The 16089-nt window shown below is 59.2% G+C and carries 13 protein-coding genes; 5 read left to right on the forward strand and 8 right to left on the reverse strand.

From position 1 onward, the window contains the following. Positions 1–31: 31 nt before the first annotated feature. The 8 genes from kdpE to AC07UI_RS03705 form a co-directional block, all read right to left on the reverse strand. A complete protein-coding gene (gene kdpE, locus AC07UI_RS03670) occupies positions 32–721 on the reverse strand; it encodes a two-component system response regulator KdpE (protein WP_494991197.1) in 690 nt (229 codons plus the stop codon). Then, entirely contained in the window at positions 718–3417 is a 2700-nt protein-coding gene (kdpD, locus tag AC07UI_RS03675; RefSeq protein ID WP_494991198.1) for a two-component system sensor histidine kinase KdpD, read from the reverse strand. The genes kdpE and kdpD overlap by 4 nt, the downstream gene beginning before the upstream one ends. A gap of 26 nt (positions 3418–3443) precedes the next feature. Then, entirely contained in the window at positions 3444–4016 is a 573-nt protein-coding gene (gene kdpC, locus AC07UI_RS03680) for a potassium-transporting ATPase subunit KdpC (protein ID WP_494991199.1), read from the reverse strand. Positions 4017–4028: 12 nt separating this feature from the next. After that, positions 4029–6107 carry a potassium-transporting ATPase subunit KdpB gene (kdpB, locus tag AC07UI_RS03685; protein ID WP_494991200.1) on the reverse strand — a complete coding sequence of 693 codons (2079 nt, stop codon included), beginning with the start codon at positions 6105–6107 and terminating at the stop codon, positions 4029–4031. 10 nt (positions 6108–6117) lie between these two features. Further along, complete coding sequence (kdpA, locus tag AC07UI_RS03690) at positions 6118–7890, reverse strand: potassium-transporting ATPase subunit KdpA (protein WP_494991201.1); 1773 nt, start codon at positions 7888–7890, stop codon at positions 6118–6120. After that, positions 7887–7979: a K(+)-transporting ATPase subunit F gene (gene kdpF / locus AC07UI_RS03695; protein WP_494991202.1), complete on the reverse strand. Its 93-nt coding sequence runs from the start codon at positions 7977–7979 to the stop codon at positions 7887–7889. Before kdpF ends, kdpA begins: the two co-directional genes overlap by 4 nt. 454 nt (positions 7980–8433) lie before the next feature. Next, positions 8434–8811, reverse strand: a complete 378-nt coding sequence (locus AC07UI_RS03700; RefSeq protein WP_494991203.1) for a cupin domain-containing protein — start codon at positions 8809–8811, stop codon at positions 8434–8436. A gap of 29 nt (positions 8812–8840) precedes the next feature. After that, positions 8841–10877 (reverse strand): oxidoreductase, encoded by a 2037-nt coding sequence (locus tag AC07UI_RS03705; RefSeq protein ID WP_494991204.1) that lies wholly within the window; start codon positions 10875–10877, stop codon positions 8841–8843. A 136-nt stretch (positions 10878–11013) separates the two neighbouring features. Between AC07UI_RS03705 and AC07UI_RS03710 the strand changes: the two genes are divergently transcribed. The 5 genes from AC07UI_RS03710 to AC07UI_RS03730 all read left to right on the forward strand — a co-directional run bounded on the left by AC07UI_RS03710 (position 11014) and on the right by AC07UI_RS03730 (position 15699). Then, positions 11014–11667 (forward strand): TetR/AcrR family transcriptional regulator, encoded by a 654-nt coding sequence (locus AC07UI_RS03710; RefSeq protein WP_494991205.1) that lies wholly within the window; start codon positions 11014–11016, stop codon positions 11665–11667. Between the two features lie 36 nt (positions 11668–11703). Continuing rightward, positions 11704–12543, forward strand: coding sequence for a pyrroline-5-carboxylate reductase family protein (locus tag AC07UI_RS03715; RefSeq protein WP_494991206.1), 840 nt, complete (start codon positions 11704–11706; stop codon positions 12541–12543). 128 nt (positions 12544–12671) lie between these two features. Continuing rightward, positions 12672–13586 (forward strand): ABC transporter substrate-binding protein, encoded by a 915-nt coding sequence (locus AC07UI_RS03720; protein WP_494991207.1) that lies wholly within the window; start codon positions 12672–12674, stop codon positions 13584–13586. A 150-nt stretch (positions 13587–13736) separates the two neighbouring features. Continuing rightward, on the forward strand, positions 13737–14600 hold the full coding sequence (locus AC07UI_RS03725; RefSeq protein WP_494991714.1) for an ABC transporter permease: 864 nt from the start codon (positions 13737–13739) through the stop codon (positions 14598–14600). Next, positions 14590–15699, forward strand: coding sequence for a quaternary amine ABC transporter ATP-binding protein (locus tag AC07UI_RS03730; protein ID WP_494991208.1), 1110 nt, complete (start codon positions 14590–14592; stop codon positions 15697–15699). Before AC07UI_RS03725 ends, AC07UI_RS03730 begins: the two co-directional genes overlap by 11 nt. Positions 15700–16089 lie beyond the last annotated feature (390 nt).

The following is a 16089-nucleotide window of genomic DNA, read 5'->3' on the forward strand; positions in this document are numbered from 1 at the left end:
GCGTAAGGGGCCCGCCATATCAAGGCTCCGCTCAAGGAAGAAAACGGTAGCCGACACCGGTCTCGGTGATCAGGTGGCGCGGTTGCGAGGGGTCCACCTCGATCTTCTTGCGCAGACCGCCCATGAACACTCGCAGATATTGCGTATCTGTTTGATGGTTAGGCCCCCAGACCGCCTTGAGCAATTGCAGATGCGTCAGTACACGGTCTGGATGGGCGCACAAATGAGTCAGCAGGCGGTACTCCAGTGGCGTCAGATGCACGGGGACGCCGGAGCGCTCCACGACACGCCGTTCCATATCGATCCGCACGTCACCAAAGGTCACGATCGAGGTGCTTTCAACACCCTTGACGCTCCGGCGCAACTGGGCCCGGACTCGCGCGAGCAGTTCACCGGTGCCAAAGGGTTTGACCAGATAGTCATCGGCACCGGTATCCAGCGCAACGATTTTCGCGGACTCGGCACTACGCGCCGACAAGACAATAATCGGGACCTGCGACCACGTCCGCAGATCCCGGATGAGATCGACCCCATCGCCATCTGGCAGTCCGAGGTCAAGCACAATGAGGTCGGGACGTCGTGTCCCGGCTTCAATGAGACCACGCTCCAGCGACTCTGCCTCATACACCAGCAGACCTTCGGCCTGCAGCGCCATGCGCACGAAGCGTCGGATTTCAATTTCGTCCTCAACGATCAGGACACGCAGCGCCGTTTCGCTCATGGTTGGTCCTCTTCAGTCGGCTCCGCCGGCTGTTCGATAACGGGTGGCTCGCCGCGTGGCAGACTCAGCGTGAAACGCGCACCGCCATCCGGACGCGTGACGCCGTGAACCGTTCCGCCATGGACCTGGGCGATGGCACGGCTGATGGCAAGTCCTAGCCCGACGCCCGGGATTGCGCTTTCCTTTTTACCACGCTCGAACTTGCTGAATATCGCTTCCTCGTGTCCTCGCGGCAATCCAGGACCAAAGTCGTCGACCCATAATTCAATGGTGTCGCTGGTCGCTTCAGCGCCAATTCTGATAGGCGTGTCGGGCGGTGTGTACTTGCCGGCGTTCTCAAGCAAGTTGACAAGAATTCGCTCGATCAAAACAGTATCAATCTGGACCAGCGGCAGGTCCTCAGGTAGGGACACCTGCACCGGGCGCGCGCCTAAAGCAGGGCGAACGGCCCTCAGCGAACTGCCCACTACTTCCTCCAGGGGCTGCCACTGGAGATTCAGTGCAACCGCGCCTGATTCAAGTCGTGCCATGTCGAGCAAATTGTTAACCAGAGTGTTCATGCGCAGCGCTGATTCACGTATCGCATGGGCAATCTCAACGGGCTCGCCGGTCAACGGGGGCTTGGTCAGCGTCAGTGTCTCCGCCAATCCGACCATCGCCGCAAGGGGTGTTCGCAGGTCGTGCGAGATCGCAGCCAGCAGCGAGTTACGCAGGCGCTCGGATTCCATCTGAACCGTGGTGTCCTGAGCGACATTGACGTAATGGATTCTTTCCAGCGAGATGGCTAACAGCGACGCGCACGTGTCGAGCAGGCGTCGCTGCTCCGGAACGGCCAGACGAGTTGAGTCGCGCGGTTGTATCGCCAGTACACCGCGTACGCGCATTGGCGCCGATAGCGGCAGATAGAGGGTCGGGCTCGCCGGCAGGGTATCGGTTCCGTATCCGGCTGCCTCGGCTTTATCGAAGGACCACTGGGCAATGGCAGAGTCGACCTCAGGAGCATCGCCGGTGGTCATCGGCGCTTGCAGCTTGTCGTTGTCATCGGCGACGAGCAATGCCGATCGTGCGTTGAATTCGTCTGCGAGGAAACGCGTGCCGATCTCGGCCACTTGCTCGGTCATGAGTGCTGCGGACAAATACCGGGACATCTCATACAGCGCTCGTATGCGATCTTCGCGCTTTTGCGCTACCCGTGCCTGGTAGGTCAGGCCGGCAGTCATTTGACCGATCACCAGTGCCACAACGAGCATTACGCCGAAGGTCACCAGGTACTGGGCGTCGTTGATGGTGAACGAAAAACGCGGTGGCACGAAGAAGAAGTCGAACGCACCAACCGAGAGGAATGCTGCGAGAACCGCCGGACCGCGGCCATAGCGAACCGCGATGCCGACGACCGCGAGCAGGAACAGCATCACGATATTGGTCAGTTCGAATACCTGCAACAGGGGCGTGGCCAGCAAGGTGGTCGCCGCACAGATCGCAGCACTCATGGCGTAGGCGGGCCACACCACGCGATTCTCGCTGCCGACGGTGGCCTTCTCGGGTCGAGTACGTTGTTGTGCCGGGAGTGCGATCTGAACCACGTCCAGGTCGCTTCCAAGCTCACCGATCCGATCCGCCAGCATGCGAGTCCAGGGCCATCGGCGCGGCGTATCGTCACGCCCAAGCACGACCTTGGAGAGGTTGTGCTGTCGTGCATACTTGACCAGGGTCTGGGCAACGTCCTGGCCGGCCAGGGTCGAAATCTGCGCCCCCATCTCTTGGGCGAGTTTCAAGGTGCGCAGGACACGCTGGCGTGCGACATCGGGCAGGCGTTGCAATGCGGGTGTCTCGACGTAGACGGCATGCCAGGGCACATTAAGTTGGGCCGCCAGACGCGCGGTCGAGCGCACGGTTTTCTCTGTGCGCTCCCCAGGGCCGACGCAGGCAAGCAAGGAATCTCGTGTGCCCCAGACGGGCTGTACCGCACCGCTTTGGCGGTATTGCAGCATCTCGTTGTCGACCCGATCGGCCGTTCGGCGCAGAGCCAATTCTCGCAGCGCTATGAGGTTGCCCTTGCGGAAGAAATTGTGCACCGCGTGTTCGGCTTGATGCGCCAGGTACACTTTGCCTTCCTTCAAACGCTGCAACAGGTCGTCGGGTGGCAAATCGACGATGACCACTTCGTCTGCGCTGTCAAACACGTGGTCGGGCACCGTCTCCCACACCCGGATCCCGGTGATGCCGCCGACAATGTCATTCAGGCTCTCAAGATGCTGGACGTTCATCGTCGACCAGACATCAATGCCGGTGCTGAGCAGTTCCTCGACATCCTGCCAGCGTTTCGGGTGCCTGGAGCCGGCGAGATTGGAATGCGCCAGCTCATCGATCAGGATCAGTTTCGGTTTGCGCTCAAGCGCACCGTCGAGATCGAATTCAGTCAGCGTGCGATCCTTGTAGAGGACTTGTTTGAGCGGCAGCTGCTGGAGCCCGGAAACCAGCGCTTGTGTCTCGGCGCGACCGTGGGTTTCGACCACGCCAATCAGCACATCGACATTCAGCTCTTGCGCTGCACGGGCGGCGACGAGCATCGCGTATGTCTTGCCGACACCGGCGCTGGCACCGAAAAAAATTTTCAGTCGGCCGCGCTTCGCCTGCGATTCCTCCTCGCGAATCTGCGCCAGCAATTGATCCGGGTCAGGGCGTTGTCCGTCCATCAGGACCACCGTGTATGAGTCGGCTCTCAGCGTGTGGCGTCGAGTGCCAGGTTCAGTGCCAGGACGTTGACCCGCGGCTCGCCCAGGAACCCCAGCAGCGGGCCTTCGGAGTGTTCGACAATCAGTGCGCGCACGCGCTCGAGTGGCAGGTTGCGGATCCGCGCGACCCGGGCGGCCTGGTAGTCGGCGGCAACGACACTGATATGTGGGTCAAGTCCACTGGCAGAACTGTAGACCAGGTCAGCCGGTGCCGGCGCACTGTTGCTCGGGTCGGCTGCGCGCAGTGCTGCGATGCGGCTCTTGACGGCGTCGGCCAGGGCCGGGTTCAGCGGGCCCAGATTCGATCCGCTCGAGGCGCTGGCGTTATAAGGCATGGGGCTCGTGGCGGATGGACGGCTCCAGAAGTACCTGGGATCACTGAATGCCTGGCCGATCAACATGGAACCCACCGGTTTGCCGTCCTTCTCGATCAGGCTGCCCGCAGCCTGCTGCGGGAATATCAGTCTGGCGATGCCGGTCATGGCCAGCGGATAGGCCACGCCGGTCATCAGAGAAAGTACGATGAGCAGTGTCAATGCCGGACGGAGCAAGGATGACATGTGAGCGCTCCTTCAAGTCAGACCGACAACCGACAAGGTCATGTCGATCAGTTTTATACCAATGAACGGCACGATCACGCCGCCCAGACCGTAGATCAACAGGTTCCGGCGCAGCAGCAACGCTGCTCCGACCGGGCGGTACTTGACGCCTTTCAACGCCAGCGGGATCAGGAAGACAATGATCAGTGCATTGAAGATCACCGCGGACAAGACCGCCGAGTTCGGGCTTGCGAGCCCCATGATGTTGAGCGCGGAGAGCTGCGGATAGGTGCTGACGAAAGCGGCCGGGACGATCGCGAAGTATTTCGCGATGTCGTTGGCGATCGAGAAGGTGGTCAATGAGCCTCGGGTCATCAGCATCTGCTTGCCTGTTTCCACCACCTCGATCAACTTGGTCGGGTTGCTATCGAGGTCGACCATGTTGCCGGCCTCTTTGGCAGCCTGGGTACCCGAGTTCATGGCCACCGCAACGTCGGCCTGAGCCAGGGCCGGTGCATCGTTGGTGCCGTCGCCCGTCATCGCGACTAGTCGACCTTCGCTTTGGTGACTGCGGATTAACCGCAGTTTGTCCTCGGGCGTCGCTTCGGCCAGGAAGTCATCGACCCCCGCTTCGGCAGCGATTGCCGCTGCGGTGAGCCGATTGTCACCGGTCACCATCACGGTCTTGATACCCATGCGGCGGAGTTCGGCAAAGCGTTCCTTGATGCCGCCCTTGATGATGTCTTTGAGTTCTATGACACCGAGAACCTTGAGCCCGTCTGTCACCACCAGCGGCGTGCTGCCACGACGGGCAACGTCGTCGACGATGGCTTGCACTTTCTCCGGAAAGTTGCCGCCCAGGGCGTCAACATGTTTATGGATCGCTTCGGCCGCTCCCTTTCGTATCTGCCGGTTGCCCATGTCGACGCCGCTCATACGCGTCTGCGCCGAGAAGTGAACAAAATGCGCGCCGAGCGTGTGGATGTCGCGCTCACGCAGGTTGAACCGCTGTTTTGCCAGTACCACGATGCTGCGGCCTTCGGGGGTTTCATCGGCAAGCGAGGCGAGTTGCGCCACGTCGGCCAGTTCCGATTCCTTGACTCCCGGTGCCGGCAGAAAGGCGGATGCCTGGCGATTGCCGAGGGTGATGGTGCCGGTCTTGTCGAGCAGCAACACGTCGACATCACCAGCGGCCTCCACCGCCCGCCCCGAGGTGGCAATCACGTTGGCTTCCATCATGCGGCTCATGCCGGCTACACCTACCGCCGACAACAGGCCGGCGATGGTCGTGGGAATCAGGCAGACGAGCAGGGCGACCAGTACGGTGATCGAGATGGGCGACCCGGACTTTGCCACTTCGACGCCATACAGCGAATACGGCAGCAGGGTGACGGTGACGCCGAGAAACACGATGGTCAGGGCCACCAGCAAGATCGATAACGCGATTTCGTTTGGAGTCTTCTGCCGCTTGGCGTTCTCGACCATCGCGATCATGCGGTCGACGAAGGTTTCACCGGGGTTCGTCGTGACGCGAATGACGATCCAGTCGGAGAGCACCCGTGTCCCGCCGGTCACCGCGGAAAAATCGCCGCCAGCCTCCCGGATTACCGGCGCTGACTCGCCAGTGATGGCTGACTCGTCCACTGACGCTGCGCCCTCGATCACATCGCCATCGGCGGGAATCAGAGAACCTCCGAGATCGCCTGCTTCGACCACCACCACGTCACCCTTGCAGAGATCGCTGGACTGAGCCAATTGCCACTCTGAGCCATAGTGGGGTTCGCGCAGCTTCTTGGCCCAGATCTCCTTTTTGAGGTCGCGCAGAGAAGCCGCCTGAGCCTTGCTGCGACCTTCCGCGAGGGCCTCGGCAAAATTGGCGAACAGCACGGTGAACCACAGCCACAAGGTCACGGCGACGATAAAGCCGCTGCTTGCCTCGCCTTTGCCGCCCAGAGCCTGGATCCACAAGCCGGTGGTGAGGATCGCGCCGACATAGACGACGAACATCACCGGGTTGCGCCACTGCACCCTGGGGCTGAGTTTGCGAAACGACTCGACAATGGCGGGTCTGGCCAGGGTTGGGTCGAATAAGGTGAATGATTTTCGTGTCATTTTCCTGGACTCACTTGAACAGCACCAGATGTTCGACGACCGGTCCCAGCGCCAGCGCCGGCACGTAGTTCAGCAGGCCGACCAGCAGCACGGTGCCGATCAACAGAACGACGAACAGCATCCCGTGCGTGGGCATCGTGCCTGCCGTCACGGCCAGTCGTTTCTTGGCTGCAAGGCTGCCGGCAATTGCGAGTACCGGTACGATGACGCCGAAGCGACCAAACCAGCTCGCGATAGCGAGTATCGTGTTGTAGAACGGTGTATTGGCTGACAGACCGGCGAAAGCGCTACCGTTATTGTTGGCGGCCGAGGTAAAGGCATAAAGGATTTCGGAGAAGCCATGGGCTGCGGGGTTGGCAACGCCGATCCGGCCCGCATCGGCCATTACCGCAATCGCCGTCCCGAAGAGCACCAGCAGTGGTGTCACGAGGATCGCTATGGACACCATCTTCATCTCGTAAGCCTCAATCTTCTTGCCGAGATACTCGGGTGTACGGCCGATCATCAGGCCGGCGATGAAAACCGCGAGAATGGCAAACACCAACATGCCATACAGGCCTGAGCCGACACCGCCGAATACCACTTCGCCCAGTTGCATCAACACCAGCGGAACGGCACCGCCTAGCGGCGTGAACGAGTCGTGCATGCCATTCACCGCCCCGCACGACGCCGAGGTGGTGACGGCGGCGAACAGGCTCGACGCCGAGATGCCAAACCGCACCTCCTTGCCTTCCATGTTGCCCGCGGCAGCGTCGACGCCCAGCGCCGAGAGCTGCGGATTGCCGAGCTGCTCGTAATGGGTGACCGCCACGACAGCGACGACAAAAATGATCGTCATCGCCGCCAATACCGCCCAACCCTGGCGTTGATCACCCACAACGCGGCCGAACACGAAACACAGTGCAGTGGGGATCAGGAAGATGGCGATCAACTGGAAGAAGTTCGCCAGCGCAGTGGGGTTCTCGTAGGGATGCGCCGAGTTGGCGTTGAAGAAACCGCCACCGTTGGTACCGAGCATTTTGATTGCTTCCTGTGACGCCACAGGTCCCATCGCGAGGGTTTGCGTGTTGCTCGTATGGTCCTGCAGGACCGGGTTGCCTTGTGCATCCTTGATTGGCTGGCCGGCCGCATCGAGCTGGGGTGATTGGTACTGCGTCACCTCCAGCGTCGTCACGTCCTTGTAGGGATCGAAATTCTGGATCACGCCCTGGCTGACGAAGAACAACCCGAATACCAGCGACAGCGGCAGCAGGACCCACAACGTGACGCGAGTGAGGTCGGTCCAGATATTGCCGATGCTGGTTGCGCTGTGGCGCGCGAAGCCGCGGATCAGCGCCATCACCACTACCAGACCGGTGGCCGCCGATAGAAAATTCTGCACCGTCAGCGCGAGCATCTGGGTCAGGTAACTCATCGTCGATTCGCCGCTATAGCCCTGCCAGTCAGTATTGGTGACGAAGCTGGCTGCGGTGTTGAACGACGAGTCGGGGCTGATGGTGCCAAAACCCTGCGGATTGAGTGGAAGAAAACCCTGCAGCCGTTGCAGTGCATAGACTGCCAGCAACCCTGAAATGTTGAATATCAGCAGCGCGAGCATGTACTGAAGCCAACCCATCTCGACGTCAGCCTTGACACCCGCGAGGCGATACAACGGTGCCTCGATACGTGAGCCGAGGGTAAATCGGCCCTCCATCACCGTGGCGATCCATCTCGCGAGCGGCCATGCCAATGCAACCAGCACCAAGAGATAGACGCCAAGCAGAGTCCAGGCCTGGATCGTCATAAGAAGTCCTCCGGAAACAGCAGTGCGGCGATGAGGTAGACGAGCAGCCCGAGCGCCAGCAAGCCGCCGAAAAGGTAGAAGCCGTTCATCAACGCCTCCTGTTCAGCGCGGCACAACCGTAGGCCATGCCGACTACGGTGACGAAGCACAACGCACCGAGCCCTAGAAAGACGAAGTCCATCGCGATCCCTCCTGTGATGCTGTCTAGTGGCCTGTGTGGTTAGTTCTGTCAGTCAACTTCGGCGCCACAAGCCCCTATCCTGCGTTGCTGTTCCTCGCCATAGCGGGCTATGACTCGTCACAGCGCCTTGGCCAGGGACTTCTGGCATCCGAATTTGAACTAACGAACTAACCGTACAGGCCTCTAGGCTAGTTTTTCAGGTATCAAGATGCTGAAAATATTCAGGGGGGCGAGATAAAGATTTCGAAAAGATGGAGCAGGCAACGCTGCATTTTCGTGGCAGGGGAAAGTGACGTCGCGACGAGAGTCCGAGATGGATGACATCACCAGGTGATATCCGCAAACAATCCTTTGCGCATCGGTCAGCGGCGGGTATAGATCACCAGCAGGATGGCTCCTTGTACGGAGCCCGCGCTGTGAACCGCATCGGGTGCCCGGCAACAGTAGTCCCCGACATTCAGCGTTCGGTCCTGATCAAAGAATGAGCCTTGCAGTACGAACAGTTGTTCCAGCTCGCCTGCATGGGTATGGCTGGCGACATGGGCGCCTGGGTCGACCTTCATCAAGAGGGTTTTTTCACCGCGCCCGGTGTCTTCGAACAGCGGTTTGATCCAGAAACCTTCAGTCCGGGTCGGCAGCCAGTCATCTGCCGAAGACGAGTGATAGCGAGAGCCTTCGACCGGTCCCTGAATGCCGTTTTTCCCGGCAATTCTCCAGGATGGAGTTTCATCTTTTTGCATGGCGTTCTCCACCCCGGCAATGGGATCGTTTACAAGTTCTTGACCAGTCTCAAGGCATCGTAGATAGCGGCGTGGGTGTTACGCGCAGCCACCGCATCGCCAATGCGAAACAGCTGAAATACACCGTCCGGGTTGGTCACGACATTTTGCGGGTTGCCGACGATCAGGTCCTGATGCTCAACCACGCCGCCATTGCTGGAGGCGGCTTTCAATTCGAAATACAGCTCGTCCAGCGGTCGGGTGCCGTGGTTGACCACCACCTGATCGACGCGTCGGGTCTTGCGCGCGTTGCCGTAGTCACTGTCGATGGTCGCCAGCAGATCCTGACCCTCGCGTTCGACGGCGAGCAGGCGGAAGGTGACGGTGAAGGTTGTATCCAGTGCTTGCAGCGAGCGCATATAGGGCACCAGGTTCATCGCCATGACTTCCGGTGCGAAGGTGCGGTCCGGCGTCATGATTTCGACTTTTGCGCCGCTTTTGGCGATGAACTCAGCGGCTTGCAGGCCCGCGTGATCGCCCGCGTCGTCGAACAGCAGGACATTGCGCCCGGGCTTCACATCCCCGGAAATGATGTCCCAGGCCGAGACCACCAGTTCATTTCCAACAGAGAGGATCTCGGTATGGGGCAGGCCGCCGGTGGCGATGATCACCACGTCCGGTTTTTCGTCGTGGACGGTACTGGCCTGCGCCCAGGTATTGAAATGAAAGGTGACGCCCCGAGCCATGCACTGGGCCATGCGCCAGTCGACGATGCTGATCATTTCCCGCCGTCGTTGTGATTGCGCAGTGAGACGAACCTGCCCACCCGCCTGATTGGCGGCTTCGAACACCACGACTTCATGGCCACGTTCGGCAGCCACTCGTGCGGCTTCCAGCCCGGCAACACCGGCACCGACAATCACGATCTTGCGTTTGTTGCCGGCCTTGGGAATGTCATGGGGCATGCTGGTTTCACGGCCTGTGGCCGGGTTGTGGATGCAGTAGGCGGCACCGCCCTGGTAGATCCGGTCCAGGCAATAGTTGGCGCCGACGCAGGGGCGAATATCCTCTTCGCGGCCCTCGATGATCTTGCGCACGAGATGCGGGTCGGTCATGTGCGCGCGGGTCATGCCGACCATGTCAATCTTGCCTGAGGCGATGGCATGGCGGGCGGTGGCCACGTCCGGGATCTTCGCCGCGTGAAAGGTGGGGAAGTCGGTGGCGGCGCGAATCTCCCCTGCAAAATCCAGGTGCGGTGAGTTGCGCATGCCCTGGATAGGAATCACGTCGGTCAGGCCGGCGTCGGTGTCGATATGTCCGCGAATGACGTTGAGAAAGTCCACCATGCCGCTGTCTTTCAGGCGTCGGGAGATGTCCAGTCCATCGGTCTGGGTCAGCCCGCCGGGCATTTGCTCGTCGCCGGTATAGCGCACGCCGACGATAAACTCATTGCCGACGCGCTTGCGGATGGCGCTGAGGATATCGAAGGTAAAACGCAGCCGGTTATCGATAGAGCCGCCATAGGGTGCATCGAGGTCGTTGGTCAGTGGCGACCAGAATTGATCCATCAGGTGCCCGTAGGCCTGCAACTCGATACCGTCCAGGCCCGCTGCCTTCATTCGTTCCGCGGCGTCGGCGTAGTCCTTGATGATGCGCTCCACATCCCAGTCTTCCATCTTCTTCGGGAAGGAGCGATGGGACGCCTCGCGCTCGAACGACGGCGACACCACGGGCAGCCAATCACCTTTGTCCCAGCGCGTACGGCGGCCCAGATGGGTCAGCTGGATCATGACCGCTGCGCCATGTTCATGGCAGGCGTCGGTCAGGTCTCTCATCCAGCCGACAACCTCATCCTTGTAGGCCAGGATGTTGTTGAACACCGGCGGGCTGTCACGGGAAACCGCGGCAGAGCCGGCGGTCATGGTCAAGGCCACACCGGCCTTTGCCCGTTCCACGTGGTAGGCGCGGTAGAGGTCCTTGGGCATGCCGTCTACGGGATAGGCCGGTTCGTGGGCGGTGGTCATGATTCGGTTTCTGAGAGTCAGGTGCTTCAACTGATAGGGCTGGAGGAGCGGATCATTCAGCATCGTCAAGACTCTCCGGAAGAGGGCATCGGGTCAGGGTTGAAATTACGTTAGGGTGAAATGTACACCTGTGTCAACATGCTGGACATAGGTGTACATTTTACTTGCGTGGCTTTTGGCAACCGGCTAGGATCGAGTCATGAATGAACATACCAAAGCAGTAGAAACAGGCTGGCGAGGGTCGCTGGAAGGCTGGCTCGACGCCGCCTATGAAAGCCTGACCGAGTGCGGTGTCGACACGGTGCGGGTGATGCCGCTGGCCAAGAAACTGGGGCTGTCGAGAACCAGTTTCTACTGGTTTTTCAAGGATCGCGAAGAGCTGCTCGCGGCATTGATCGAGCGTTGGCGGGTGAAGAACACCGGCAATCTGATCGCCCAGACCGAGTGTTATGCCGAGAGCATTGCCGAGGCGATGCTTAACGTTTTCGACTGCTGGCTGAACCCGGAACTGTTCGATTCACAGTTCGAATTTGCCATGCGCAGCTGGGCCTTGCAGTCCGCCGAAGTGGCCGAACATATCCGGGTGGCCGACATTGCCAGGCGCGAAGCACTGATCCGGATGTTCGTGCGCTTCGGCTACGCATTCGACGCCGCCGATGTGCGGGCTCGAACGATTTACCTGACGCAGATTGGCTATATCAGCACCAACACCCGAGAGGATATCGGGGAAAGAATGCGGCGGATTCCCGAGTACGTGAAGATATTCACCGGCCAGGAGCCTCTGACTCGCGAGTTGAAACGTTTCTATTTCCGTCATGGCTATGAGGCGGATGACGTTTCATCGGCTACCTGACTGACCGCGACTTCTGATTAACGAAGGCAGGTTCAAATGTTCAACGAACCCACGATAGGCATTATCGGTGGATCGGGATGGCTCGGCCGCTCGATAGCCCTGGCGATGCTCGACAAGGCCTTTATCCGGCCCGGCTCGCTGGTGCTTTCGAACCGCTCTGCAAGCAACCCGTTAGCGAGTGAAAAGTGGCCGCAAGTGACCGTAACGCGCAACAACCAGGAGCTGGTGGAGCGTTGTGATGTGGTCATTGTGGCGGTACGCCCGGAACAATTTGCCGACGTGGAGATTTTCGCTGAAAACAGGCTGGTGATTTCTTTGATGGCCGGCGTGAGCCTTCGCAACGTGGCGGCCTATACGGCAAGTCGACAGGTCATTCGTGCGATGCCCAATGCCGCAGCAGAAATCGGCAAGTCCTATACGCCCTGGTTGGCAGCGATGGGTGTCACTGACGAGCAGAAAGCCTTTACCCAGAGGCTGTTCGAAACCTTCGGTAGTGCCGATGAAGTCTTCTCCGAAAACCATTTGAACTACCTGACGGCGCTGGTGGGAACGGGGCCTGCTTACCCGGCGCTGTTGGCGCGCAGCCTGCTCGAGCATGCCTTGAACAGTGGCTTGCCCCCGGCGATCGCCCAGCGTGCGGTGCAGGCTGTGGTGGTGGATGCCAGCCAGTTGATCGGGAATGGACACTCCCCCGACGAGCTCTTGCAGACGCTCATCAACTACCGGGGCGTTACGGCGGCAGGCCTCGAAGCCATGATCGCCGGCGGCTTCGATAAAACAATAAAAGCAGGTCTGGATTCGGCGACCTCAGTCGCCTGTTCCATGAGTCCATTTGCCCATTCTGCTGACATGAAAGAAGGTTCAATGATGCGGTAGTTGACCCTTCTTAACTTTGGCCGCAATCGAGGGTAGCGTTTATGAATATAAAGTCTTTCTCGAAGACGGGAGTTGCGTTGGGGATCGTTGCATTCAGTGGTTGGGCCTCAGCGTCTGAATGTGGCGATGTGACTATCGCCAACATGAACTGGCAATCGGCTGAAGTGATGGCCAACGTCGACAAGCTGATCCTCAACGCAGGCTACGGCTGTAATGCCGATCTGGTGACCGGGGATACCGTTCCAACCATCACCTCCATGGTCGAAAAGGGCCGACCCGATATTGCCCCGGAAGGCTGGATCGACCTGGTTCCGGAGGTCGCCAGGACGGGTGTTCAAAGCGGTAACCTCATTCAGGCGGCGCGTTCATTGTCCGATGGTGGCTCGCAAGGCTGGTGGATTCCGAAATACGTTGCCGATGCCCATCCGGACATCAAGAGCTTTGATGATGTGAAGAAGCACCCCGAGTTGTTCCCGGCGCCTGACGATGCGAAAAAAGGCGCGATCTACAACGGTCCTCAAGGCTGGGGCGGCACGGTGGTGACCAGCCAGTTCTACAAGGCTTACGGGTTCGAGAAAGCCGGCTTTGTTCTGGTGGATACCGGCTCGGCCGCGGCGCTTGATGGTTCCATCGCCAAAGCCTATGAGCGCAAGGCGCCCTGGCTGGGTTTCTACTGGGCACCCACCGCCTTGTTGGGTAAGTATCCGATGGTGAAGCTGGAAAATGGCATCCCCACCGACCCGGTGGAATGGAAGCGTTGCAATACAGTCGCGGACTGTCCTGATCCCAAACCTAACGGCTGGCCGATCGACCGGGTCTTTACCTTGACCACCAAGTCCTTCGCCGCTCGCTCGCCAACCGTCATGGCGTACCTGAACAAGCGCGCCTGGTCCAATGAGACGGTGAACCGCCTGATTGCCTGGATGACCGATAACCAGGCCACCGGAGAGGAGGGGGCCAAGTACTTCCTCAAAAACAACGAAGCACTCTGGAGCCAGTGGGTCACCCCTGAGGCGACCGGCAAGATCAAGGCTGCGCTTTAATCTCTCGGATCAATGCAGCCGTTGCGATGCGCTGCATTGATCCTTGCGCAGATAAAAATAAAAACACCCATGTATTGAAATGACTGCCAGCGTTCTTACGGTCTTCTACAAAAGGGGAATGTTATGGAGTGGCTATCAAGCTTTCCACATATGGAGGACGAAAGACTTAGGGCTTTGAAAAAGGCTATTGACGGTGCTTTTCGACACTTCACCAGCACCTATGGCAATGGCTTCGAAGCGTTCTTCGAGCCGTTGCAGTATTTCCTCAATCAGTCCGAGCGGTTCATGACCACGACGCCATGGCCGATCATCATTCTGCTCGTCGCCTTGATTGCCTGGTTTGCCAGCCGCAGCTGGAAGATTGTTTTGGGTTGTGTGTTGACGCTGATGGCGATCGGTTATCTGGACATGTGGACCGACACGATGAAGACCCTGTCGATGATCTTCGTCTGTACCGTGATATCCATCGTCATCGGCTTGCCGACCGGAATTGCCATGGCCCGCTCCAATCGCCTGCAGAACCTGATCAGCCCGGTGCTGGATGTGATGCAGACCCTGCCGAGTTTTGTCTACCTGATCCCGGTGGTGATGCTATTGGGGATCGGCAAGGTCGCGGGGCTGATTGCGGTGGTGGTCTACGCCTTGCCACCAATGATCCGGCTGACCAATCTCGGTATCCGCCACGTCGATGCCGAAATGCTCGAAGCCGCCGATGCCTTTGGTTCCTCCGGCTGGCAGAAACTGAAAAACGTCCAGTTGCCGCTGGCGCTGCCGTCAATCATGGCCGGGATTAACCAGACCATCATGATGGCGCTGGCCATGGTGGTGATCGCCTCGATGATCGGTGTTCAAGGGCTGGGTCAGCCAGTGCTCAAGGCCATTTCCAACCAGTACTTCACCCTGGGCATGTTCAACGGCCTGGCCATCGTCGGTATCGCGGTGATCTTCGATCGGGTCAGCCAGGCCTATGGCAGAAGACTGCAAAAGCATCTGGAGATGGTTCATGGTCACTAATCTGTCCAACGATTTCGGCATCGAAATCAAGCATCTCTACAAGATCTTCGGTTACCAGGCTCAAGCCAGTATCGAGCGGGTCAAAAACGGCATCAGCAAGGCCGAGCTGCTGTGCAATCACAGTCATGTACTGGGTTTGAAGGACATCAACATCAGCATGCCGTCCGGGGGCATCCAGGTCATCATGGGCCTTTCCGGTTCGGGAAAATCGACCTTGATACGACATATCAACCGATTGATCGAACCCACCGCCGGCGAAGTCATCGTGGGTGGCGTGGACGTGCTGAAGATGAGCCCGCACGATCTGCGAGAATTCCGCCGACATAAAATCTCCATGGTGTTTCAGAAGTTCGCGCTGCTGCCCAACCGGACCGTGCTCGACAATGCGGTGTATGGGCTGGAGATCCGGGGACTGCCGCGTGGCAGGCAAGTGGACGTGGCCATGGGCTGGCTTGCGCGGGTAGGGCTCAAGGGCTTCGAGAATCATTATCCGAACCAGCTCTCCGGCGGTATGCAGCAGCGGGTCGGTTTGGCCCGGGCACTGGCCAGCGACGCGCCGATATTGTTGATGGACGAGGCGTTCTCGGCACTCGATCCGCTGATCCGTATGGATATGCAGTCGGTGCTCCTGGATCTGCAAAAAGAGATCAAGAAAACCATCGTTTTCATCACCCACGATCTCGATGAAGCGCTGCGTATCGGTGATCGAATAGCCATCCTGCGTGACGGTGAAGTCGTGCAACAAGGCACCCGACAGGACATCGTCATGAACCCCGCCGACGATTACATTGCCAACTTCGTCAAGGAAGTGAACCGGGGGCGGGTGATCAGCGTCGAGGCGATCATGCGGCCGTTTGTTCGGGTGAAGGCCGGAGCGACGTTGGCGCTGCCAATGGGGACGTCACTCGAGTCGGCGGTCAAACGACTGGTCGAAGCGGGGCTCGATGAATTGGTGGTCACCAACAGTCAGGGCCAGCCGGTGGGGCAGCTGGCGCTGAAGTCCATTATTGCGACGATGGTCACCTCGACGGTGAGCGAGGCGTCGCAAGCGGATCAGGTCAAATCACCCGAGCGGCTCGTGCTGCCGGATTGCAGCTGAAGAGCGCCGGATGCGCGCGCCTCCAGCAAGAGAGGCCCAGGGAAAAACCCATGGCCTCCTTGTTGTGACGGCTATCTGTTTGCCTTGTTCCCGACTTAACAAACGCGCCAGATCCTCGCCGTTTCAGAGCGTTGAGTCTTATCGCGTCTTTCAAGCATTCAGTTAGTTCAGCGCGACACCGAACAGGGTGCCGGTCGCAATGTCATGCAAGGCACGGCTCATGCTTTTCTCCTGGCAGTTGCAGGGCGGTGGGTGCCCTGCGTGTAATTAGTTAATGCATTAACGTTATAATTAATATGTTAACTATCGTCAAGCGCTTGTGGAGCACACGACAACTGGCTCTCGGTTTGAGGATGGCGCAGGATGTGTCCAGGATTGGACCGAAACAAA

It is taken from the genome of Pseudomonas sp. GW821-FHT04C07 (assembly GCF_059420325.1).